Genomic DNA, 23,841 nt, shown 5'->3' on the forward strand with positions numbered 1-23,841 from the left:
GCTATCTAAAGTCATTATTACCTTGAAACCCGAAGGCAGACAGGCTAAAGACATTGAAAATAGGCTGAATCAATGGTTTCGTTGTGTCCCAAAAAACTTATTTAAATCCATCACATTTGATTGTGGAAAAGAATTCTCAAATTGGAAAAAGATTAGTAATACCAACGATATTTCAATTTATTTTGCGGATCCAGGAACACCTTCTCAACGAGGATTGAATGAACATTCAAATGGCTTATTACGTAAAGATGGTTTGTATAAAGCTATGGATTTTAATGGTGTATCTGAAACCTTTATCCAATCGGTGGCATCGAAACGAAATCATATTCCTAGAAAATCATTACACTATCGGACACCAATGGAAGTATTTTTGAGTTACGTCACAAAAGATGATTTGTCTAACTTAATTTGACAAACGAAAAAATAAAAAAGATGCTGGTGTCATCCACCAACATCAAAAAGTATAGAGCCCTTAAAAAACGAATGCCAAAGTGTCGAATGAGTTTTTCTCATTCGATGCTTTTTTTTCTTTACAAAAACATATGTCTGAATTATAATATGAATGAATCAACATATGATTAATTGAACATTTGTTTTGGAGGAAAGCTATCTTGGAGAATCATAAAAATTGTCAAAAGGGTCATGAACATAGCCACGATCATACCTATGAAGAGGGCCAGGAACATAACCATACGCATGAACATACACATGAACACAATCATGGACAATCGCCCGTTGTTTTGTATTTTATTGGTCTAGCATTGTTTGTAGTAGCATTATTTCTTCATAGTTCCTTTTTACTTTTGGCCAATGGACTCTTTTTCCTAGCCGTGGTCTTTTCTGGCTACCATGTGATGGGGGAAGGATTTGGTGATACGTATAGAGATTCTGTGACTGCTAAAAAGTTTGTACCTAATATTCACTTATTAATGACCTTAGCTGCTGTAGGTGCGATGGTAATTGGTAGTTTTGAAGAAGCCGCACTATTGATTTTGATTTTTGCTGGGGCGCATTTCTTAGAGGAGTATGCAGAGGGAAAAAGCCGTCGCGAAATTACCAATTTACTAAATATGAACCCAACTGAAGCACAATTCATTCAAGCAGATGGCACGACAAAAACAGTGCCGGTCTCTGAATTAACGATTGGCGATCGAGTGAAAGTCTTGAATGGTGCGCAAGTACCGACTGATGGCAAGATTATTAGTGGTACGACAGCGATTGATGAATCCTCGATTAATGGGGAAAGCATGCCCAAAGAAAAGACAGTCGGCGATGAAGTCTATGGCAGCACGATTAATGGGACGGGCGTGATTACCGTCGAAGTTACAAAGGATAGCTCTGACACAGTCTTTGCTAAGATTTTACAATTAGTGAACCAATCACAATCGAACTTGTCGCGAACGGCGACGAGAATCAAACGCTTCGAGCCACGCTATGTGGCGATTGTCTTGGTGTTGTTGCCATTGATTATTTTAGCGGGTCTATTCATTTTGGGGTGGTCATGGTCGGATAGTTTTTACCGTGGCTTAGTCTTTTTGATTTCAGCTTCGCCTTGTGCTTTGGCAGCGAGTGCTGTGTCCGCAACGCTATCTGGGATTTCCAATCTTGCGAAAAAAGGAGTTTTATTCAAAGGTGGTGCGTTTTTAGCTAATTTAGCAGATCTAAAAGCGATTGCGTTCGATAAGACAGGTACTTTAACAGAAGGAAAACCAAAAGTTACCGATTTTGATGTATTTGATGTGGCGGACGAGCTATTTGTCCAAGAGCTTGTCTACAATATGGAACGTCAATCCAATCATCCTCTTGCGACAGCAATTGTGACATATTTAAAAGATGTGGCGGCGGTACGAGAATTGACGGTCGAAAATGTGGTCGGTACAGGCTTAGAGGCGACAGTAGATGGCAAGCAGTATCAAATCAGTAAGCCATCTGTCTTTACAGGAGTGAGCGATGCTATTCATCAAAAGCAACAATCTTTAGCAAACGAAGGGAAAACAGTCATCTACATCGGATGCAACCAACAAGTCATTGGTCTGATTGCATTGATGGATGTACCTAATGAGCAAGCAAAACAAGTAATTGCTTACTTCCGTTCACAAAATGTCCGTACAACAATGATTACCGGTGATGCTAAGCTGACTGGTGAAGCGGTCGGTCGAACATTGGGTGTTGATGAAGTTGTCGCAAATGTCTTACCAGAAGAAAAATCAACGATTATTGTGCAACAAAAAGGAACATATGGTGTCGTCGGCATGGTCGGCGATGGAGTCAATGATGCGCCAGCTTTGGTCAAAGCTGATATCGGGGTTGCGATGGGTGATGGAACAGATGTGGCGATTGATGTCGCAGATGTGGTGGTCATGAACAATGACTTAGCCAAATTAAGTGAAGCGCACCGCGTCTCAAAACGATTGAACAAAGTCGTGATGCAAAATATTGTCTTCTCGATGGCTGTTGTCGTGATGCTCATTGTCTTGAACTTTATGGGCTTGGCAAATATTACGTTTGGCGTTATCGTCCATGAAGGTAGTACCTTGGTCGTCATTGTTAACGGCTTGCGTTTATTACTAAATAAAAACTAATGAAATAGTCAAGTGCGCAATCAAGGCACTTGACTATTTTTAGTTGGTCGTAGATGGTGTATTACTACTAAAAGTGGGACGGTCGGCCAAGAGACTAGTGTAAGCCATAGACTCAGACGCATAGCCCAGGACTCTTGGTAGCGAATGGTTAGTTTGTTTTGCCCTTTTTGTTGGGTCACAGTGATGGCTCCGATGGCCGATTGTTCCGTTGTATTTAGCTTGATTGCTTGGCCGTTGAGCGTTAACTCAGTCTGTTGATAGGCAATCAGTGGCAAGGTGACTGGTCCTGTAGTAGCTGCTTGCCAATAGACTGTCATGTCGCCATTGGAACGGACACGTTTGGTAAATTTCGTCGTCGAAAAGAGGACTTCTTTTGCATAGATATCGTATCGATTACCCGTCAACTCTTTATTAGTCGGTAAGTAATCGGGCGTGGACTTTTGCACGAGAGTCAGAAGGGTCGCTAAATTGCGATCGTGGAAGCTTTCTTTGACCTCTGATGTGTTATCAGTGAGCAGATAGGTATGCTTACGGACAAACTTCGACTCTGAAAGGTGATCCCATTCAGCGAGCTTGGCAGTCGTTTCCTGGATAGCCTGACCAAATGAGAACAAACAAAACGGCATGGCGACAAGCAGCCATTTTTTTGAGTACCATTGGAGTTGTTCGATTTGCCCAGAAAAGCCATATAGACCTAACACGATAAAGGGCACACTAAAGCGGAAGGGAAACTGAATGATTGTCACAAAAGGCACGCGCTCAAGAACCCAATTGTTCCATGGTAACAGGGAGGTCGACAGTAGGCCAAAGAACACCGATAACCAAAATATTACGTGAGAATAAGTAGAAAGATGCTTCAGTCGAACGGCATACAACAAGCAATAGGCAAAAAGAATGACCAATAAAAAGCGCGGGTAGAGTACCCAGTTTTTCCCTAGTTGATCAATTGAATAGGCGGCCATCTGATCGTTAATAAATGGTGACTGTAGTGTATCTCCTAGATACACAGAGAGAAACGAGCCCCAAATATTGGCTGTCAGTAGAACGAATAGACCGACTGCTTTAGTTAGTTGGGCAAAGAAAGTGCGAGTCACACCGGTCGTCACGACAAAACAAAAGGCGAGAAAGTAAATCACTATGACAAGCAGACTTGAGAAAAGATGCGTCTGTACCATGAGAGCGAGGACAACAGCTAGTTGCACTGGATGGACTTCTTTCTTTTCGATGAAGTCTTTTAATGGTAGTAAGGTCAATGGGAAAAGTGCGGCTCCCCAGCTAGTAAAAGATTGTCTAAAGACCCAATAAAGGGTGCAGTAGCTTGTCATATAGACAATGCCCATTACTAGTGAAACACCTTGACAACGACCGTGGCGACGCAGCAGGTAATAAAAAGTACTGCCAGACAAAAGATACATCACAAAATTCGATAAGACTTGGTACCGAAACCAAGTCCCAGCGAGTAGGACAAGGCCACCTTGTAGATAGGCCATCAACGGACCATAGAGGGCATTGACAATTCTTCCAGAGGATTGAAAGCCATAAAATGAAAGAAAATACTCGAAGTTGCCCTCTTTGATTTGCATTGCAGCATCGTAAAAACGATTGTAGTGAAAGATATAATCTGCACCGATAATACTATTTTTTGTCAGAATTTGTGGAAGAACAAGAAAAAACGAAATAATGGCAAGAGAGACAAAAGGAGCCCATCTTTTTAATAAATGCATGTGTCACGTTCCTTTCTTATATACATGAATAGTAAGACTTCATTTTGGGCTTTTATAAAAGGAAAAAAGCACCGATACTTTAAGCATAGCGTAAGTGAGGTATTCTTGCATGAACGAACCGAAAACCTTTGTACTTTCTTCAGATTGAAGGCGTTTTTTATAACGGTCTGAGAGAAATATGAACCGTTCCTCATACGCTACAAACAATGCTATACTTAAAGACACTCTTAATAGAAAGTGTTGTGACAAGTGGTGGGTGAGAAATTAAAGATCTTTTTGACGAAAGATCCGACCTTTACGATTTCTTTGATAGGTGCTGTGGTGAGCTGCCTTTTTGGGCGATTTGATGTGGGGTTTATTGATAGTAAAGTGATATTGGCGTTATTTGGCTTGATGGTCGTCATTGAGGCATTAAAGAGTATGGGTGTCTTGAATTGGTTAGCCGACCGACTGACAGCCATCACTGCGACGAAGCGACAGTTGGTACAGGCATTAGTAGGGTTGGCTTTTGTGGCATCGATGTTTTTAACAAATGATGTGGCAATTTTGACGTTGTTGCCCGTCTTTTTGCTAATCGCCAATCAAGCGTTGACGAAAAAAGAATTAGTCTTTGGGACGGTCTTGCTTATTTTAGCGGCTAATTTAGGAAGTAGTGTCTTTCCAACGGGGAATCCGCAAAATATTTATTTGTTTTCCTATTATCAGCTAGAGTTGCTGACATTTTTTGGATGGGTCTTGCCATTTTTCTTAGTAGCACTCTTTAGTTTACTCAGTCTGACAATGCTCGTACCGAATCAGTCCTTTCACATCGAACAAGAAAAGAAACAAGCGAACATTTCATGGAAAATTAGTCCTTGGTTTTCGCTACTTATGATGCTGGCCTATGTGACGAATCTCTTGACGAGTTGGTGGTGGGTTGGCTTGGCAGTGGGGTTGGTTTTGGTTTCGTTCCCTAAAGTTATCAAGAAGGTGGATTATCTACTATTAGGGACGTTTATCTGTTTCTTTTTCATTGTCGGGAATTTAGCGGAAAATGAAGAACTAGCGCAGTTTCTACGCCAAAGTGTACAAAATGCTAGTATGACACTTTGGGTATCAGCTGGTGTGAGTCAGATAATTAGTAATGTTCCCGCGGCACTTTTATTAGCACCATTTACCGACCATGGACGGGCGATGGTCCTGGGCACGAATATTGGCGGGATGGGTACGATTATCGCGTCCCTTGCTAACTTAATCGGCTATAAAGTCTTTTCTGTCTATAGTGGCGATCAAAAAGGGCGCTTCTTTACGTATTTTTCAGTGGTTAATTTTGGCTTATTGGCAGTGTTTTTGTTACTATTTTCAATTATTTAAAAATAGGCTGAGACAGAAGTGTCCAGCTAAATAAAGACCAGAAAATCCAGAAGTTATTTTGCTAACTTCTGGATTTTCTGTTTTTTTCTTAGCAGCTCCTTGGACAATAAGTCAAAAAGTCCCAAAAATTTGAAAATCAATTTTCGGAATTTCTGAGCTTATCGCTTGGAGCTAAACGCTTTTGTCGCAACCTCTTGAAACGGTGTTCCAAAAGCAGCTCCTTGGACAATAAGTCAAAAATTCCCAAAAATTTGGAAATCAATTTTCGGAATTTCTGAGCTTATCGCTCGGAGCTAAGCGCTTTTGTCACAACCTCTGTTAACAATTGCGATGCATGGGGATAGTGTTGTTACTTGGATGAACCAAGAGGTATTGAATGACGTCTATGTTGCTTGATTCAAATGATGCGGCACAGGCTTGTAAATACAAATCCCACATACGATAGAAGCGTTCGTCTTGTTGTTTTAAGACTGCTTCTTTCACTTGGTGGAAATTTTTCGTCCAGTGTTCCAAAGTAAGCTGATAGTCACGGCGCAAGCTTTCTAGGTCGATGAGTTGGAGGTCATTGGTCTGCATGTGCTGTGTAAGCTCAGCAACACCAGGAATATAGCCGCCAGGGAAAATGTATTCATTAATCCAAGCATTTGTTGCTCCGCCTTGTTGCCGGCTGATACCATGGATCAATGCTGTTCCCTTTGGAGCGAGTAGTCGTTTGATGACAGCGAAGTATTCTTCTAGGCTATCAGCTCCGACGTGTTCAAACATACCGACACTGGTAATGTGGTCGTAAGATACATCGCGCACATCACGATAATCTTCTAGAATCACTTCACAGCGATCTTGTAGGCCTTCTTCTTGAATGCGCTGTGTAATATATTCATATTGCTTTTTGCTCAAGGTAATGCCGGTTGCTTTTACATTATACTCTTTTACTGCAGTAAGCATGAGTGTGCCCCAGCCACAACCAATATCAAGCAACGTTTCGCCGGGTTGGATGAATAATTTGTCTAAGATATGATGCACTTTATTTATTTGAGCTTGTTCGAGCGTGTCTTCAGGTGTTTGGAAGTAGGCACAAGAATAAGTTAATGTAGGATCGAGCCATAGTTGGTAAAAGTCATTGCCTAAATCATAGTGGATATGAATATCGTGAAGGTTATTTTTCTTGGTGTGTTTTGCTAGTTTTGGTAGCCATTTAATGTAGTTAGTTGAGCGCAGAAAGCTTGTTGCGTGAAGGTAAGCGTCGGTTATGAGTGCTTGGATATCGCCATCAATCAGTAATGTTTGATTCATATAGGCTTCTCCAAGAGCGAGTGAGGCATTTTTGGTAAGAGCATTTAGTGGTATTTTCTCATTAAATGTAATGATGATTGGATTTTTTTTAGTGGTATCTCCATACATTTCTGTCGTGCCATCCCAATAATTCACGCGGACGGGAAGAGAAAAGGATTCAGAGAATAATTTTTTATAGACTTCTTTTTCTAACATATTGTCATCTCCTAGTATAGGTGTTACTTAAAGATTATGACTTTTTCTGAAAATTTGCAATGCATATTTCTCGGGAAATGAGAAGGGTTCACTATATACTTACAAAATGTAAGCATATTTATCGTTATTATCCAGATTTCTTGGTATAGTATCTTTAGAAATGATTCAGGAGGATTATTATATGAAAAACTATGAATTTGGATTAGATACATTTGGCGATGTAGCATTTGACGATCAGACAAATGAGCGCTATAGCTATGCACAATCATTGCGAACAATTATAGAAGAAGGAGTTTTAGCTGACCAACTGGGAATCGATGTATTAGCTCTAGGAGAGCATCATCGAGAAGAGTTCTCTATTTCTAGTCCTGAGGTTGTCTTAGGAGCACTTGCGACCAAAACGAAAAGGATTAAATTAGGAACGGGTGTGACTGTACTTAGCTCAGACGATCCAGTCCGTGTCTATGAGCGTTTTGCGACATTAGATGCACTATCAAATGGCCGTGCGCAAGTCATGCTTGGCCGCGGGTCGTTCACGGAGTCTTTCCCACTTTTTGGCTATGATTTACGTGATTATGATGAATTATTTGAAGAAAAAATTGCGATGTATAGCGAAATTATTAAAGGCGATCCTGTGACTTGGGAAGGCAAATTTACACAATCGCTGAAGGATACGACAATTTATCCAAAGATGGAAAATAATCGTAAATTGGATACGTATGTTGGTGTTGGTGGCTCGCCAGAATCAATTTTACGAGCGGTTCGCTACGGTTTTCCTGTGATGTTGGCGATTATTGGTGGAGAAGCTGTGCGTTTTGCACCGTATGTTAATTTGTACCAACGAGCGGCCAAGCAGATGAATCGCCCCGTTTTACCGGTTGGCATGCATTCCCATGGTGTCATTGCAGAGACCAATGAAAAGGCGTATCAAATTGCTTGGGACTACTTAAAAACATACATGGACCGTCTGGGTATGGATCGTGGCTGGGCAAGAATGACGAAAGAGCGTTTTGAATTTGAAATTGCTGAAGGTTCATATTATGTCGGTGATCCAGAGACGGTCGCCCAAAAAATTGCGCGTACGATGCCTAAATTGGGTGTCGAACGTTTTGATTTGGTCTACGGTGCGGGTGGTCAAAGACAAGCAGATCGCCTAAAGACCATCGAATTATACGGTGGGGCTGTAATTCCAAGAGTGAAAGAATTATTGGCAGAAGGTGAGTAACGTGAGTAACAAAAAAATCGGAGTCATTGGTGCAGGAAAACTGGGCTTGACGTTAGCACAATTAGGAGTACAAGCTGGCTATGACGTAATGATTGCTAGCTCGAGACCGCCCGAAGCGATAGCGTTGACTGTTGACGTCTTGGCACCAGGAGCAAAGGCAGTTGATACGGCGAGCCTGATTGCGGCAAATGATGTGCTTATTTTAGCCTTGCCACTGAGCAAATTTAGCAATTTGTTGCAGCTAGAAAACGTCTCATTTGCTGATAAGTTGGTGATAGATGCGATGAATTACTGGTGGGAAGTCGATGGCAAGGAGAATTCTTTTTCCAATGGGGCAGACTCTTCCTCTGAAAAAGTGCAACAACTTTTGCCAACTGCCAAAGTCGTGAAAGCATTTAATCATATGGGGTATCACGACCTAGCGGATGAAGCAAGAGCGAAGGGTGTGCCTAAGCGCAAGGCAATTGCTTACGCCGGTGATGATGAATGGGCACTTGAGAGAGTCAGAGAACTGATTGAGTCATTTGGCTTTGATGCGTTGCCAATTGGGTACTTAGCAGAGGGTGTTAAGTTAGAACCGGGTAGTCCACTCTTTGGCGCGAATTTGGAAAAAGAGGCCTTTCTAACCATTTTTAATCAACTAGGATGAATGAAGCTTCGGATAGAAGTAGAGTTTCTGAGTGATAAAGTTTGGAATTTTAGATCGTGCGGGTAGTAAGTTTGAACTTACGTTTATCTATATTAAAGAGAGTTTGACGAGTTTTGTCATACTCTCTTCATTTTATGTTCGTATTCATTACATGGCAATGATGTGCTAGGGGCGGCGCAAAAAGAAATTTTCATCGGGTCAAAGTCGATTGAATCGCTATTTTTGGTAATTTTATGAGAAAATGATGAGATTACAATTGATTACATGAATTTACAATGAAAAAGAAACCGTGTATACTTTCTTCAATATTAACCTGAGATAAAGGGAGAGTTTGTCATGACATTTCAAAAGATTACGATGAAAGATGGGAAATTGGTTGTTCCTGACTTTCCGATTATTCCGTTTATTAGTGGCGATGGCATTGGCCCAGAAATATGGACACAGGCGCAAGCGATATTTAATCGCGCGGTCGAAGTCGCATATGGGGACAGTCGTGCGATTCAATGGCAGGAAGTCTTTGCTGGTGAGAAGGCTTTTCAACAAACGGGAGAATGGTTGCCCGAGAAAACACTTGCGACGATTCGTGAGTATTTAGTTGCTATCAAAGGGCCATTGACGACGCCAATCGGAGGAGGGATTCGCTCGTTAAATGTGGCACTGCGCCAGCAATTGGATTTGTATGCGTGTGTGCGTCCGGTCCGATACTTTGAAGGTACGCCTTCACCGATGAAGCATCCTGAGCGGACAAATATGGTCGTTTTCCGAGAAAATACTGAGGATATCTATGCAGGGATTGAGTTTGTTTCAGGCAGTCAACAAGTGCACGAACTGATTGAGTTTCTACAAGAAAACCTACAAGTGACGAGTATTCGTTTCCCGCAAACGAGTGCTATCGGTGTCAAGCCAGTCTCGGTCGAAGGAACAAAGCGTTTGGTCCGCTCGGCCTTCAACTACGCCATTCAGCAACATCGCAAGACGGTTACACTTGTGCATAAGGGCAATATCATGAAGTTTACTGAGGGTGGCTTTAAAAAATGGGGCTATGAAGTTGCGAATGAAGAGTTTGCTGAGCAGACCTTTACTTGGACGACTTACGAACAAATTAAGACTGAAAAAGGCGAAGAAGCTGCCAATCAAGCTATAGTGGCAGCGAAAGAAGCTGGCAAAATCATCGTGAAAGACTGCATTGCCGACATTTTCTTAGAGGAATTGATCGCACGTCCGGAAGATCATGAGATTGTCGCGACCTTGAATTTAAATGGTGATTATATCTCCGATGCCTTGGCTGCGACGGTCGGTGGGGTCGGCATTTCACCAGGAGCCAATATTAACTACCAGACAGGGCATGCTATCTTTGAGGCGACTCATGGTACAGCTCCTAAATTTGCGGGTAAAAACATGGTCAATCCATGCTCCGTCTTGCTATCTGGAGCATTGCTCTTTCGTTATCTTGGGTGGGCCGAGGTGGCAGATGCGATTGAAGCAGCTATCGAAGCTGCTATCTCTTCACAAAAAGTGACATTTGACTTTGCTCGATTACTTCCAGGAGCGACTGAAGTTTCCTTGTCTGAGTTCAGTCAGCAAATTTTTGATGGTTTGGCTAAGTAATTGACACAAAAATTTGGTACAATAGTATTATAAATAAAAAATGGTTGAGCATAGCTTTCAAGGTGCGTTTCTTCAGGGGCGGGAGAAGCACACGTGAAGTCTATGCTTTCTTCATTTAATTAGAAAGAAGGAATAAAAATGGAATTTATTGGGCAGCTATGTTTGATCTTGATCACGACGACATTGGTCTCACATGGAGCAAAGCGTATCGGAATCCCAGGCGTTGTCGGGCAATTGCTCGTGGGAATTTTATTAGGGGCAGGAGGCTTAAAGCTTTTACAATCGACAGAAATGATTCATGAATTTTCAGAATTAGGCGTCATCTTTTTAATGTTTTTAGCTGGCGTGGAAAGTGATTTAGCTTTGTTGCGTAAATACGCAAAGCCAGCTTTTCTAGTGGCTATATTAGGAATTATTTTACCAATAATTTTAGGGACGGCGGGGACGATGGCATTCGCCTTTTCGTTCAAAGTAGCCCTTTTCTCCGGGATGATCTTAGCTGCTACGTCGGTGAGCATCTCGGTGGAAGTATTAAAAGAATTACGTGCATTGCAAACAAAAGAAGGAGCGACTATTTTAGGAGCATCTGTCGTAGATGATATTTTGGTGGTCGTGTTATTTAGTTTGAGTCTGCCTTATTTTCAAGAGGGTGGTACATCATCGATTCCTTTGCCACTGCTCTTTTTTGAGCAAGTTTTGTATTTTGGCTTTATCTTTTTTACGATTCGTTGGTTGGCCCCAAAAGTTATCGCGATTAGTCAAAAATTGTTTGTGACGGGTTCGATTGTGATTGCCTCGTTAGTCTTATGTTTAGGTATGGCATTTTTAGCAGATCTTGTGGGGCTTAGTTCTGTGATTGGAGCTTTTTTTGCAGGAATCGCAATCGGGCAGACGACTGCTAAAGAACAAGTCTTTAAAAATGTGGAAATTGTTGGGTATAGTTTGTTTATTCCAGTCTTTTTTGTCAGTATTGGTTTGACGATTTCTTTTCAACAACTCGCAAGCCAAGGACTCTTTATCATCGTGTTACTAGTGTTAGCCTTAGTTAGTAAATTAGCAGGAGGGTTTATAGGCAGTCGTCTGGTCGGATTTTCCACAAATTCGTCGTTGATGATAGGATCTGGGATGATTTCTAGAGGTGAGATGGCTTTGATTATTTTACAACTGGGCGATAAAGCCAAGATTGTTCCGCATGAATTGTTTGGTCCAATGGTGATTGTGATTATTGTAAGTACTCTTTTGTCACCATTTTTCTTGAAGTACTTTACAAAGAAAGTCTATTCTGCCTAAAATAAAGGCATACAAGAATGGAGCGTTGTTGATGGAGAAAAAATATTTCTTTTTTGATATTGATGGAACGTTGACAGACCGCACCACCAATCAAATCGTCCCAAGTGCACAACTTGCATTAACAGAGTTGCAGGCTCGAGGACATTTTGTGGCGATAGCGACTGGTCGGGCCCATTATAAGGCTGTCCCTTTGATGGAAACACTCGGCATTGATAATATGGTGTGTGCCGGTGGAGGAGCAATCGTTATCGATCGAATCTTACGTGAAAATCGTTCGCTTGATCTGGCTAAGGCGAAGCAAATCTACAAGGAAGCACAAGAAGCGGGCGTTGGTTCGCTTTTAGCATTGGATGATTCGATTGACGTATACGCGCCGAATGATTTATTTCGTGAGCAAGTCGGAGAACGTAAAGAACCGACGAATTACGTGATTAATCCGACTCTAGATATTGATGAAGTCGACGCAATTTATAAAATGTATTTCGCTCTGCCAAAGCACGGTCACGAAAAGTTACCATCCCAAGATACCTTAGCCAATTTATACTATGTGCCAGATTACTTAATGTATCAATTTGATGATAAAAATGTCGGCATTCTTCATATGATGAAGCAACTTCAAGCGCCAATCGAAGACGTCGTGGTCTTTGGCGATGATGTGAATGATTTAGTGATGTTTGACAAGCGGTGGACAAGTATCGCGATGGGCAATGCCGTGCCAGAATTAAAGGAACAAGCGAGCTTTGTCACGAAGGCGAATACCGATGACGGCATTTATTATGCGTGTAAAAAATTTGGTTGGATTTGACAAATGGCGTCTATTCATTATAGAATGATGAAAATAATATGAGAAGTACTGTGATGAGAAGAGTAATTTACTTGCTTGTTCAAGAGACTCCTGATGGTGGAAATGGAGACAGATAGTAAGAAATGAAGATGAACTCTGAGTATTTGCATCGTTCACGCGTTGCAGACGGCTAGTTACCGTTAAATGACTCAGTATTTAATACTAAGTGAGGTATTGCTTGTGAGAGTAATACGAACTAGGGTGGTATCACGTATTTGACGTCCCTTTATCGTTTGACGGTAAAGGGGCTTTTTTGTATTTATAGGAAGGGAGCCAGCTATGCCAATCATCATCGCTCGAGATTTACCAGCTGCTGAAATATTAAAAAAGGAATCCATCTTTGCGCTAAGTGATCAAAGTGCACAAAGACAAGATATTCGGCCGCTAAAAATCGGCATTGTTAATTTAATGCCAAAAAAAATTCAAACGGAGACCCAGTTATTACGACTGCTTTCAATGAGCCCGTTGCAATTGGATATTCGCTTGGTACGCATGGCGAATCATAAAAGTAAAAATACGAGTGAGAATCATCTGAAAAGATTTTATCGGACACCGAAAGAGATGATGAAAGAAAATTTAGATGGGTTGATCATTACCGGTGCGCCAGTGGAACAAAAGCCTTTTGAGGACGTTGATTATTGGTCAGAGTTGGTCGAAATCATGAGCTGGAGCCAGACGCATTGCACGTCAATCTTACACATTTGTTGGGGAGCGCAGGCGGGGTTGTTTCATCATTACGGTATTGAAAAAACATTGTATGAGAAAAAATTATTTGGTGTGTTTTCGCAAACTATACTACATGCTCATCCACTGCTAAGAGGCTTTTCGAATCCTTTTGCTTCCCCCCAATCTCGATATACCGGCATTTGTGAGGAACAAATACCCAACACACCGTTGACTGTTTTGGCAAAAAGTGCAGAGACTGGCCCGAGCATCTTAGTATCTAACAACCGAAAAAATATCTTTTTGCTCGGGCATTTTGAATATGATACAAAGACATTGGAAGAAGAGTATTTGCGTGATCAACAAACAGGTGTCGCAACAGAAAAGCCGCAGTATTATTATCAAGAAGATGACCAACACAATGAAACGATTCCGAACACTTGGCGTTCAAATGCATCCTTGCTCTTCATGAATTGGGTAAATGATGTGTATCAACGGACACCGTTTGATTTAACTCAAGTCGGTCAAGCGGAATTTCATCATCCAGATGAGTATCAATTGGAAGAATAGGAGTGAGCGATTTGGACACAAAGACATTTATTGACAAGTATGCAATTACTAGAAAAGGAACAGATTCATTAAAGTGGGATGCCTTAAAGGAACGCTTTGGCTCCGAGGAGTTATTGCCATTATGGGTAGCGGATGCTGATTTTTCGACTGATCAAGTAGTCAAAGACGCACTGGTGAAGCGTGTGGATGAAGGCGCGTATGGATACTCTATTCGTTCAGCTGACTATGTCGCTAGCTATCAAGGGTGGCAAGACCGCCATGAGGGTACGCAAGTCAAAGCAGAATGGCTCATCTTTTCAACTGGGGTGGTTCAATCGCTTTATGATTTGATTGCCTGTTTCACTAATGAAGCAGACGGTGTTATGATCCAGACACCTGTGTACTATCCGTTTTTCAATAGCGTTAAAGACCAAAATCGTCGGTTAGTAGAAGCACCTTTGTTAAACGATGATGAGGACTATACGATGGATCTAGTGAAAATGGAAGAGCTGTTTAAGACGCAAAATATTCAGTTGTTTATTTTGTGTTCACCGCATAATCCAATTGGCCGTGTTTGGACCAAAGATGAGTTACAAGCGGTCTTACGTCTATGTCAAACATACAATGTGCGCTTGTTGTCAGATGAAATTCATTCAGACTTAGTCGTACACAATCATACGTTTGTCTCCGCTTTGACCGTCGCTAAAGAAGTGGGCTTTCGTAATCTGATTGTCTGCAACTCCCCATCAAAAACCTTTAATTTTGCGGGCTTGTTGCACTCGCATATTTGGATTCCAGATGAGGTGGTACGGACCCAGTTTCAAAAGTGGGCAAAGCAGCATCGACAAACAGAAATCAGTGTCTTGGGACAAGTCGCAGCAAAAACTGCTTACCAAAGTAGTGATGAGTGGCATCAAGCCTTTCTGCAAGTCATCGAAGAAAATTACTTATTCATCAAATCAACTTTACAAGAAGCGTTACCTGAAATCACGATTAGCCCGCTACAAGGTACCTATCTAGCTTGGCTAAATATTGAGTCTGTCCTAGCAGGAGAATCGGTGAAAGAGTTCATACAAGAAAAGGCCAAGTTAGCCATTGATTATGGGGAATGGTTTTCGCCAGCTTACAAGCATTACATCCGAATCAATTTGGCAACCACACCTGATATTATCAAACAGGCATTAAAGCAATTCATACTCGCTGCAAAGCAATAAAGGAGACGGAAAAATGACACGCAATCTTGACACGTATTTAGCACAACTTGGCAATCGCTCTGATAAGCAAACAGGAGCTGTCAGTGCACCAATTTATTTATCGACTACCTTTGCTCATCCAGGACTAGGGCAAAGTACAGGGTATGACTACACACGTACCAAAAATCCTACGCGCGATATTTTAGAAGAAGGCTTGGCAGTACTGGAAAATGGCGCCCAAGCAATTGTCACAAGCTCAGGGATGAGTGCGATTGCTTTGGTTTTTGATCTATTTGATAATGGTAGTCGCTTTTTGGTTTCGCGTGATTTATACGGTGGTAGTTACCGCTATTTTCAAGAATTAGATCAACGCGGGATTGCTTCTTTTGGTTATTTTTCTTCATTAGAGGAGTTAACAGAGCAGCTTTCGCCAGAAGTTACAGCAGTGTTTTTGGAAACACCGACCAATCCACTTATGGCTGAGACGGATATCCGAGCAGTTGCTGACTTGGCACATCAAAACCAAGCGTTATTGATTGTCGACAATACGTTCTTTACTCCGCTGATTCAAAAACCATTGGATGAAGGGGCAGACTTAGTGATTCATTCAGCGACCAAATACTTAACTGGCCACAACGATATCCTAGCAGGGGTGGTTGTTGCGAAAAGCAAAGAATTAGGCGAACGCTTAGTCTTTCTATCCAATACAATTGGGCCATCTTTAAGTAGCTTTGACTGTTGGTTGTTCATCCGTAGTCTAAAAACGTTCCCATTGCGCTTTGAAAAGCAACAAGCCAATGCTCAAGCAATCGTGGCTGCCTTGAAGCAACTTTCAGGCATCAAAGAAGTCATCTATCCTGGCAAAGGAGCGATGGTTAGTCTTCGTGTCGTGGATGAATCAAAAGTAGGCACGTTTTTAGAGGCGTTTGAATTGGTGACTTTTGCCGAAAGTCTAGGAGGAGTAGAAACGCTAATTACGTACCCAACGACACAAACTCATGCAGATATTCCGAAAGAATTACGCGAATCATACGGTTTAACACCTGATTTGTTGCGTGTGTCAGTGGGAATTGAGTCCGCTGATGATATTATTGCCGACTTTGCGCGAGCTGCGAACGTCTTTGAGTAATTGACCCGTACGAATGGGATCCATAGTATTGCCAATGGGGTGACTTTGGAATCTAAGGGAGTGCGACGAGCAGTTGTCACACTCTTTTTTTAGAACGATCTGAAATGATCGGGTAGCTGTGTCAATCCAAATAACAAGCTGAAAAATAGCAAATAAGCGTTTGACTTGCTGAATAAACGAAAACGCTGTCTAATAGAAGAAAGGATGGTGAGCGTATGGCTAAGACAAAAAAATATCAAGTGACCAAAGCAAAAGATTTTCAACTATCTGAATACAAAACGGCCAGTGAGTTAAAGCTATCAAAAGAAGAAATCAAAGAGGAAATTGAAAAAAATATCAAAGATTTAAAAGACCACCAAGAAAAGCTCTATGCACAAGATCGAAAAGGTGTGTTAATTATCTTCCAAGCGATGGATGCAGCTGGCAAAGACAGTATGATTCAGCACGTCATGAGTGGAGTCAATCCACAAGGTTGTGTTGTGACTAGTTTCAAACAACCTTCAACATTGGAATTGGACCATGATTTCATGTGGCGTGTCCACCGAGCAGTGCCAAGAAGAGGTGACATCGGCATATTTAATCGTTCATATTATGAAGATGTCTTGATTACTCGCGTACATCCGGAAATTTTGTTGCAGGAACGTCTACCTGGGGTTGATTCATTAGAAGATATTACTGAAAAATTTTACACCCATCGTTACAAATCAATTAAGCAGTTCGAGTCCTATTTAGCGCGTGAAGGATTTGTCGTGTTAAAATTTTTCTTGCATGTCTCCAAAAAAGAACAAAAAAATCGCTTCTTACGTAGAATCGAGTTGCCAGAAAAAAACTGGAAGTTCTCCGAATCAGATATGAAGGAACGGACATATTGGGATGATTATCAAGATGCCTACGAAAAAGCCATCAAAGCGACGGCAACCAAAGCCAACCCATGGTACATTATTCCCGCTGATGACAAGTGGACCTCACGTTTATTGGTCAGCGAGATTATCAATGAGCAATTTGCAAAGATGGATTTAGCATTTCCAAGTGTGTCGGCGGAGCAAGAGGCTGCGCTCGAGCGAAGTAAAAAGGTTTTGGAAAAGGAAGAATAAGAAAAACATGATTGCTTTTCCATCTTGGAAAGGTGATCATGTTTTGTTTACGTAAGGTTTACTTCTTTTTTACAGAATTTTTGCAATTTTCCAAGAGATTGAAGTGATTCATTGTGTAAAGTTGGTTATTTTTTAGTATGATAAGAGTGGAAGAGAAACGGAGGAGAAGTAGTGGGAAAAACGAAAAAAGTCGCGATTATTGACGTTGGTTCGAATACCGTTCGTTTGGTCATTTACCAAGTGAGCCCAGTAGGAAATATTTCTCAATTGCAAAATGTGAAATTGCCTGCTCGTCTGTATCAGTACTTAGATGAAAACCAAGAACTAAGTGAGTCAGGGACAGCGAAATTAGTTGAAGTGATTCAGCTTTTTCAAGAGATTCTTTCCGAGTTTGACGTGGATGAAATTATAGCTACGGCTACTGCAGTTATCCGACAAGCAACCAATAGGCAAGCAGTATTGGCAAAAGTAGCGGAACAAACAAAGCTCAACTTGCGACTATTATCAGGAGAAGAAGAGGCCTATTATGGCCAATACGCCGTCGTACGGACAACACAATTCTCGGAAGGATACACGGTCGATATGGGCGGAGGCAGTACGGAGGTGACGTACTTTAAAGACAACCAGATTCAACATTCTCATAGCTTCCCATTTGGTGTGGTCACGCTTAAAAATCTCTTTTTTCAAAATAAAGAACCCAATGATTCAAAAGCAATAAAAAAAACAAAAGACTATGTGCGAAAACAGTTTGCTAGTCAAAAATGGATAAAACCACGTGATGTGCCGATCATTGGCATCGGGGGAAGTGCTCGTAATATTGCTAGTGTCTATCAGATTGTTTCGAATTATCCACTATCAGGTATCCATGAATATGAAATGACGAAAGCGAACTTGAATGAAACAAGTGAATTGTTTCAAAGCTTGACCTTAGCAGAGTTACAAAATTTAGACGGCTTAAGTAAAGATCGTGCCGATATTATTTTGCCAGCGAACCTCACTTTTTTGGCGCTTTGTGAAATAACAGAAGCGGAAAAATTTGTTTTTTGTAATAAAGGATTGCGTGAAGGATTGCTTTTGAAGGAATTAAGTAATACGACCGAGCAAGTATATGATCCAGATCGAGTCGTTGAAGGTGTGCTGATGCGGATGACCGAAAGCTACGGTATCGATGTAGCATTAGCGCAAAAGCGCAGAGCATTGGCAGAAAAACTCTTGACGCTTTGCCAAGAGGAAGGACTTGTGACGCTTGATCCTAAATTATTGCAATATGTCTACTATGCTGCTTTTTTGTATCATATTGGCTCTTATATAGAGGAAGATGATAGCTCGATGCATTCGTTTTACTTACTAGCAAATAGCAATTTAAATGGCTTCACGCATAAAGAACGCGTCGCACTCGCTTTATTGGCTAGTTACAAAAACAAATCGCTGACCCGCAAGTTTTTGCAAAACGTACCGGATTGGTTTAGCTCTCAAGAATTGAGTTTAATTCGTCAAGCAGGGAGTTTAATTAAATTCACCGAGTCGTTATTGATTACAAGAGTTAATGAAATCTGCAGTATCTCTTTAACAAAGGATAAAAAAATTTATGTCCTAGCTATTGATTGGTCGAAGGAACCATTGGCTGAATCGTATCGTGCAAATCGTCAAAAGAAAAATTTTGAAGCAGTAATCAATAAGTCAGTGAAATTAGAGTTTACTAGAAGTGAGAAGAAGGAGTGAGAAATCGGTGCAAGATTCTCCTTATACGTCCAGAGATTATTTTCATCGAGATTTAAGTTGGTTATTATTTAATAAGCGTGTTATTCAGGAGGCAAAAGATGAAAAAAACCCCCTAATAGAGCGGTTGCGCTTCTTAGCTATTGCAAGCAACAATGCAGATGAGTTTTTTATGATTCGAGTACCAGGAATTCAGAGCCTGGCGCGTATGTCTGGAGAAAAAGTAGACTCTCGCACGGGTTGGACACAAGAAGAGATACTTGAAAAACTCTTTGCCATCCAAACAGAAAATGTATCAGAGCAATACACACTTTATCAAAGTTTACTTAGTAATTTAGCAAATATGGGGTATGAGACAGTGGCGTACCAAGAGCTTTCCGATACAGCTAAAGAGAAGATGACTGCTTATTTCCAAGAGATGATTTTGCCATCACTTACACCAATTGCTCTTGACGCGTATCATGCCTTCCCTAAAATTGTCGAAAAAAAAGCCCACCTACTTGTGCGGGTAAAAGATGGTGATCGGGAAGAACGAGCGATTATCCCTCTACCAGCATTATTTCCAAGGTATATCCAAGTCGAAGGAATGAAGCAAGTAATTTTGATTGAGGATTTGATTGAACAACATTTAGCGCAATTATTTGTCGGTTGGAAGATTGTGCATTCATTTGTCTTTCGAATTACGTATGACAAGGATTTAGCTTTTGAAGAAGACACAGAAGAAAATCTATTCATCCAAATGGAAGAATACATTCAAGAGCGCTCGAAAGGATTGCCTTCTCGATTAGAAATTTCTGAACTACAGGATAGACAAAGTGTGGATATTGCGTTTTTAACCCACATGTTGGAATTAAAAGATCGAGACATTTATAGCATACCGGGTCCTTTAGATTTGACGTATTTGTTCTCTTATTTAGAAGAATTAAGTAAAGAAGGCATTGACGCGGTTTTTCCAGTGTTTCGACCTTATGTCAATCAACAATGGCTTGGTACCAAATTGTATGAGACATTAGATAAACAAGATGTACTTATTCAGCACCCGTATGATTCCTACGAGTCAGTCGTCTCTTTTATTGAGACAGCTGCTAGAGATCCACATACGATTGCCATTAAACAGACGTTGTACCGCATGGCAAAAAATTCACGGATTGTCGAAGCGTTGAAGTCAGCTGCTAGAGCAGGCAAGCAAGTGACTGCGCTGGTTGAGTTGAAGGCGCGTTTTGATGAAGAAAATAATCTACATTGGGTCCAAGAATTAGAAGAAGCGGGTTGTTATGTTACGTATGGCTTAATGCATTTAAAAACACATAGTAAAGCGACCTTAGTAGTCAAGAAAAACGGGAATCAATTGCAACAGTATGTACATATTGGTACCGGCAATTACAATGAATCGACGGCAAAGATTTACACTGATTTTAGTTTGTTCTCCTCTCATACTTCTTATGTCGAAGATGTCACCGCCTTTTTTAATTATTTGAGTGGATATAGAGAACGCCCCGACTATCAAAAAATAGCCGTCTCACCAGAAGGCATTCGCCAAATGTTAATAGAAAAAATCTCAGCAACGGCGGATTATTATGAAAAAACAAAGACGGGTTCTATCTTTTTTAAAATGAATTCACTCACTGATCGGGTGATTATTCAAAGCTTATATGAAGCAAGTCAAAAGGGAGTACCGATTCATTTACTTATTCGCGGTGCTTGCTGTCTAAGACCAGGTATTCCAGATAAAAGTGAGACAATAGAAGTAAAAAGTATTGTTGGCCGCTTTTTAGAGCATAGTCGCGTTTACTCTTTTGTGACCGATCATGAAGAGTATTGGCTATCATCGGCGGATGCGATGACCCGTAATATGATGTTGCGAGTAGAAATAGCTGCCCCTATTGAGGAAGCCAAGGCCAAACAAAAAATGGCCGATATTGTCCAAATCTATCAAAAGGATGACTATAAATCCTATTATTTGCAAAATGATGGAACGTATCAAAGAAAGGTGAGCACTTCTTTCTTTTCGGCACAAGCGACATTTGTAGCCAATGCAATTGAACAACAAGCCATTCAACCAAAAAAATACCCAGAATCACAAGAAAATCGTCCAACTTGGGTGAAACGCATTCGTCATTTATGGAAGAAATAGCGAAGGAAATGAAGGAAACAATCTAAAAAATCGCCGGTATAGCGCCTTGAGTAGCTATACCGGCGATTTTTTTATGATTATTTTAATAATTAAATTAAAAAAACGTTGACGGCTGCCACTATCGATGGTAATATAACGAAGTTGACTTGTTACAAAACATTTAAATACTGATAAAACAGTTTTTAAATTAAAAAAACATGTTGACAAATAACATTTCATTTGATATGATGATAAAGTTGCTAACAGAGGATAACAACTGAAATTTTAAAAAATAAAAATTAGTTGTTGACATCACGTTGAGACGATGTTATGATATAAAAGTTGTCGCAGCACAACGATGTAGACCTTTGAAAACTGAACAAAGTAAGCAAACGAACCAATTGTGTAAGGTGTTTCTATTAAGCCAATTGTGTAAGGTGTTTCTATTAAGTTAGAAGCAAAAATACATGCAAGCAAATATGCGAGCAAAGTCAACATAGAGCTTATTGACGGAAAGTCCGAAATCCAAAAGCTATTCTTTTGATTACTTTGATAAGATTGTTCTTTCCTTCTAGTTTTCCGTTTGAATAAGGATATTTTAAGGAGTTTGTGATGGCTTCTTTGTGCTTTCTCAGGTAACGAATCGCTTTTTTAAACCCATCGTTCAAGGAATGTGGTAATGATTCAATCAAGTCAAAGAACTCGGTGAAATCTTTTGCATCAAAAGCAGTCAACAGTTCTTGATAGACCTCATAGCTTTGCCGTAGTTGGTCGTCTATAGAAAGCAGGTAATCTAACACCTCAGATTCTGTTAAGTATCTTCTTTGAAAGAGAGGAAACTGCTTGAAGGAGGTGTAGTTTATCTTTGAATTTTTCTTCAAAATTGTTCGCCAATACTTTTTCAATTTTCGGTAGTCTTTTTGAGCTTGTGGATCGCTTTTCTTCAGCTGATTCATTGCCTGAATCCGTTGTTTATTAAAGGCGCGTGTCATTTGTTGGATGATATGAAATCGATCAATGGAGATTCGGGCGTTTGGAAAGACTTCTTTGGTCATCGCATCGTAAGAGGCGTTCATATCCATTACAATATGTGTGACCTGTTTTCTTGCTTTTAAGGTAAATCGCTGAAAGTATGCTCGTAATTTAAAGTTTCGTCGATCATCTAGGATATCAAAGATTTTACCAGTATCTGCATCACTGACAATAAAGCACATCGCTCCTTCACAATCGCTAGTCCCTTTAAATTCATCAATCAGAAGATGCTTAGGAAGGTAAGTTAGCTGTTTACGAGGCTCTTCAAAGAAACTATCTAAGACCCGCTCAACGGTTTTTGTGGAAACGAAGTATCGTTTGGCGATATCTTGCATTGAAATCTTTTTCTTCAAATCCACAGCTATCGCAAATTTTAAAGCTTGCGAGATGTAACAATTCTCCGCTACATAATAGGTTTTGGCAGAAAACGTATGGTGGCACTGGGTACAACGAAAACGCTGTTTATATAGATGAAGGTAAGTGGGTACTTCTTGATAAGGAATCAATTGAATCCAGCTATCTTGGTAGGCATGACGAATAATTGAATCAAACCCACAATTTTCACAACGATTCGCTTCTCCAGTTAATAAGCCGGTAAATACATTGGCCATCCGGCCATGAACAATCTCTTTACTAATCGCGTCTTTAGAGAAAGTAATGTGAGAATCCTTGATATTCAGGATTTGTTTGATTGATTTACTTGTATTTTCATCAGTACATTTGATATTCTTAACTATGGACATTTGGTTATCCTCCTATGATTGGGTTCAGCGATTTAATTATAGGGCAACCAAATGTCTTTTTGTTATAAAAAAAACTTGGTGTCCTTACTCATTTGAGAGTAACAACACCAAATATCATAGAACCATTCTTTCCCTCCAATTTTCCGTTTGAATAGGGATATTTTAAGGAGTTTGTGATGGCTTCTGTGTGCTTTTTCAGATAACAAATTGCCTTTTTAAATCCATCATTCAAGGAATGTGGCAATGATTCAATGAGATTGAAAAATTCAGTAAAATCTTTTGCATCAAAAGCAGCTAATAACTCTTGATAGACTTCATAGATTTGTCGTAGTTGGTTATCTATAGAGAGTAGGTAATCAAGCACCTCCGACTCCGTCATGTATTTCCCTTGGAAGAGGGGAAATTGCTTAAAAGAGGTGTAGTTTAGTTTTGTATTTTTCTTTAGGATTGTTCGCCAATATTTTTTCAGCTTTCGGTAATCTTTTTGCGCTTGTGGATCGCTTTTCTTTAGCTGCTTCATTGTCTGAATTCGTTGGGTATTAAATGCACGCGTCATTTGTTGGATGATGTGGAAGCGATCGATAGAGAGTCGTGCATTGGGAAAGACTTCTTTCGTCACTGCATCGTAAGAGGCATTCATATCCATAACGATGTGTGTCACACATTTTCTGGCTTTTAAGGGAAATCGTTGGAAGGATGCCCGTAACTTGAATTTGCGCCGATCATCTAAGATATCAAATATTTTGCCAGCATCAGCATCACTAAGAATAAAGCACATCGCTCCTTCACAATCACGCGTTCCTTTGAATTCATCAATTAGAAGATGTTTGGGAAGAGAATTGT

17 protein-coding genes and 1 pseudogene are annotated in these 23,841 nt (G+C 40.5%); 14 read left to right on the top strand and 4 right to left on the bottom strand.

Annotated elements, in window-relative coordinates; translation table 11 throughout:
• Together NE257_RS01170 and NE257_RS01175 are read left to right on the top strand one after the other, a co-directional pair.
• Window positions 1-412: IS30 family transposase (locus NE257_RS01170; protein WP_251885602.1), on the top strand; the 412-nt coding region annotated here is incomplete at its 5' end.
• 328 nt (window positions 413-740) lie between these two features.
• Complete coding sequence (locus NE257_RS01175; protein ID WP_251886433.1) at window positions 741-2,582, top strand: heavy metal translocating P-type ATPase; 1,842 nt, start codon at window positions 741-743, stop codon at window positions 2,580-2,582.
• A gap of 20 nt (window positions 2,583-2,602) precedes the next feature.
• On the opposite strand, the gene NE257_RS01180 is transcribed toward NE257_RS01175, so the two are convergent.
• The gene (locus tag NE257_RS01180; RefSeq protein WP_251885603.1) at window positions 2,603-4,306 is read right to left on the bottom strand and encodes a glycosyltransferase family protein; all 1,704 of its coding nucleotides are present in this window, start codon (window positions 4,304-4,306) and stop codon (window positions 2,603-2,605) included.
• A 252-nt stretch (window positions 4,307-4,558) separates the two neighbouring features.
• Between NE257_RS01180 and NE257_RS01185 the strand changes: the two genes are divergently transcribed.
• Window positions 4,559-5,659, top strand: a complete 1,101-nt coding sequence (locus NE257_RS01185; protein WP_251885604.1) for an SLC13 family permease — start codon at window positions 4,559-4,561, stop codon at window positions 5,657-5,659.
• Between the two features lie 318 nt (window positions 5,660-5,977).
• Here NE257_RS01185 and NE257_RS01190 read toward each other — a convergent pair whose 3' ends face one another.
• Window positions 5,978-7,147, bottom strand: coding sequence for an SAM-dependent methyltransferase (locus tag NE257_RS01190; protein WP_251885605.1), 1,170 nt, complete (start codon window positions 7,145-7,147; stop codon window positions 5,978-5,980).
• A gap of 181 nt (window positions 7,148-7,328) precedes the next feature.
• Here NE257_RS01190 and NE257_RS01195 point away from each other — a divergent pair, with 181 nt between their 5' ends.
• The 11 genes from NE257_RS01195 (at window position 7,329) to ppk1 (ending at window position 21,244) form a co-directional block, all read left to right on the top strand.
• The gene (locus tag NE257_RS01195; protein ID WP_251851134.1) at window positions 7,329-8,372 is read left to right on the top strand and encodes an Atu2307/SP_0267 family LLM class monooxygenase; all 1,044 of its coding nucleotides are present in this window, start codon (window positions 7,329-7,331) and stop codon (window positions 8,370-8,372) included.
• Window position 8,373: 1 nt separating this feature from the next.
• Complete coding sequence (locus NE257_RS01200) at window positions 8,374-9,021, top strand: NADPH-dependent F420 reductase (RefSeq protein WP_251885606.1); 648 nt, start codon at window positions 8,374-8,376, stop codon at window positions 9,019-9,021.
• A gap of 336 nt (window positions 9,022-9,357) precedes the next feature.
• A complete protein-coding gene (gene icd, locus NE257_RS01205) occupies window positions 9,358-10,629 on the top strand; it encodes an NADP-dependent isocitrate dehydrogenase (RefSeq protein ID WP_251885607.1) in 1,272 nt (423 codons plus the stop codon).
• A gap of 138 nt (window positions 10,630-10,767) precedes the next feature.
• Entirely contained in the window at window positions 10,768-11,919 is a 1,152-nt protein-coding gene (locus NE257_RS01210; protein WP_251870204.1) for a cation:proton antiporter, read from the top strand.
• A gap of 31 nt (window positions 11,920-11,950) precedes the next feature.
• Window positions 11,951-12,724, top strand: a complete 774-nt coding sequence (locus NE257_RS01215; protein ID WP_251854928.1) for an HAD hydrolase family protein — start codon at window positions 11,951-11,953, stop codon at window positions 12,722-12,724.
• A gap of 318 nt (window positions 12,725-13,042) precedes the next feature.
• A complete protein-coding gene (locus tag NE257_RS01220; protein WP_251885608.1) occupies window positions 13,043-13,996 on the top strand; it encodes a homoserine O-succinyltransferase in 954 nt (317 codons plus the stop codon).
• Between the two features lie 11 nt (window positions 13,997-14,007).
• The gene (locus NE257_RS01225; RefSeq protein ID WP_251885609.1) at window positions 14,008-15,189 is read left to right on the top strand and encodes a MalY/PatB family protein; all 1,182 of its coding nucleotides are present in this window, start codon (window positions 14,008-14,010) and stop codon (window positions 15,187-15,189) included.
• Between the two features lie 13 nt (window positions 15,190-15,202).
• The gene (locus tag NE257_RS01230; protein WP_251885610.1) at window positions 15,203-16,297 is read left to right on the top strand and encodes a PLP-dependent transferase; all 1,095 of its coding nucleotides are present in this window, start codon (window positions 15,203-15,205) and stop codon (window positions 16,295-16,297) included.
• 215 nt (window positions 16,298-16,512) lie between these two features.
• On the top strand, window positions 16,513-17,391 hold the full coding sequence (locus tag NE257_RS01235; RefSeq protein WP_251885611.1) for a PPK2 family polyphosphate kinase: 879 nt from the start codon (window positions 16,513-16,515) through the stop codon (window positions 17,389-17,391).
• Window positions 17,392-17,562: 171 nt separating this feature from the next.
• Window positions 17,563-19,113 carry a Ppx/GppA phosphatase family protein gene (locus NE257_RS01240; protein ID WP_251885612.1) on the top strand — a complete coding sequence of 517 codons (1,551 nt, stop codon included), beginning with the start codon at window positions 17,563-17,565 and terminating at the stop codon, window positions 19,111-19,113.
• A 7-nt stretch (window positions 19,114-19,120) separates the two neighbouring features.
• Window positions 19,121-21,244, top strand: coding sequence for a polyphosphate kinase 1 (gene ppk1 / locus NE257_RS01245; protein ID WP_251854924.1), 2,124 nt, complete (start codon window positions 19,121-19,123; stop codon window positions 21,242-21,244).
• Between the two features lie 482 nt (window positions 21,245-21,726).
• Here ppk1 and NE257_RS01250 read toward each other — a convergent pair whose 3' ends face one another.
• Together NE257_RS01250 and NE257_RS01255 are read right to left on the bottom strand one after the other, a co-directional pair.
• Window positions 21,727-22,998, bottom strand: coding sequence for an ISL3 family transposase (locus NE257_RS01250; protein ID WP_251885613.1), 1,272 nt, complete (start codon window positions 22,996-22,998; stop codon window positions 21,727-21,729).
• A 124-nt stretch (window positions 22,999-23,122) separates the two neighbouring features.
• Window positions 23,123-23,841, bottom strand: a pseudogene (locus NE257_RS01255) (ISL3 family transposase); the annotation flags it as partial.

Origin of the sequence: Enterococcus italicus (assembly GCF_023743875.1) — a bacterium.
GTDB classification, from domain to species: domain Bacteria; phylum Bacillota; class Bacilli; order Lactobacillales; family Enterococcaceae; genus Enterococcus_G; species Enterococcus_G italicus.

Coding starts and splice junctions, on each gene's coding strand:
- NE257_RS01180 (WP_251885603.1), bottom strand. CDS start 4,306: ATGCATTTATTAAAAAGATGGGCTCCTTTTGTCTCTCTTGCCATTATT.
- NE257_RS01190 (WP_251885605.1), bottom strand. CDS start 7,147: ATGTTAGAAAAAGAAGTCTATAAAAAATTATTCTCTGAATCCTTTTCT.
- NE257_RS01195 (WP_251851134.1), top strand. CDS start 7,329: ATGAAAAACTATGAATTTGGATTAGATACATTTGGCGATGTAGCATTT.
- icd (WP_251885607.1), top strand. CDS start 9,358: ATGACATTTCAAAAGATTACGATGAAAGATGGGAAATTGGTTGTTCCT.
- NE257_RS01210 (WP_251870204.1), top strand. CDS start 10,768: ATGGAATTTATTGGGCAGCTATGTTTGATCTTGATCACGACGACATTG.
- NE257_RS01215 (WP_251854928.1), top strand. CDS start 11,951: ATGGAGAAAAAATATTTCTTTTTTGATATTGATGGAACGTTGACAGAC.
- NE257_RS01220 (WP_251885608.1), top strand. CDS start 13,043: ATGCCAATCATCATCGCTCGAGATTTACCAGCTGCTGAAATATTAAAA.
- NE257_RS01230 (WP_251885610.1), top strand. CDS start 15,203: ATGACACGCAATCTTGACACGTATTTAGCACAACTTGGCAATCGCTCT.
- NE257_RS01235 (WP_251885611.1), top strand. CDS start 16,513: ATGGCTAAGACAAAAAAATATCAAGTGACCAAAGCAAAAGATTTTCAA.
- NE257_RS01250 (WP_251885613.1), bottom strand. CDS start 22,998: ATGTCCATAGTTAAGAATATCAAATGTACTGATGAAAATACAAGTAAA.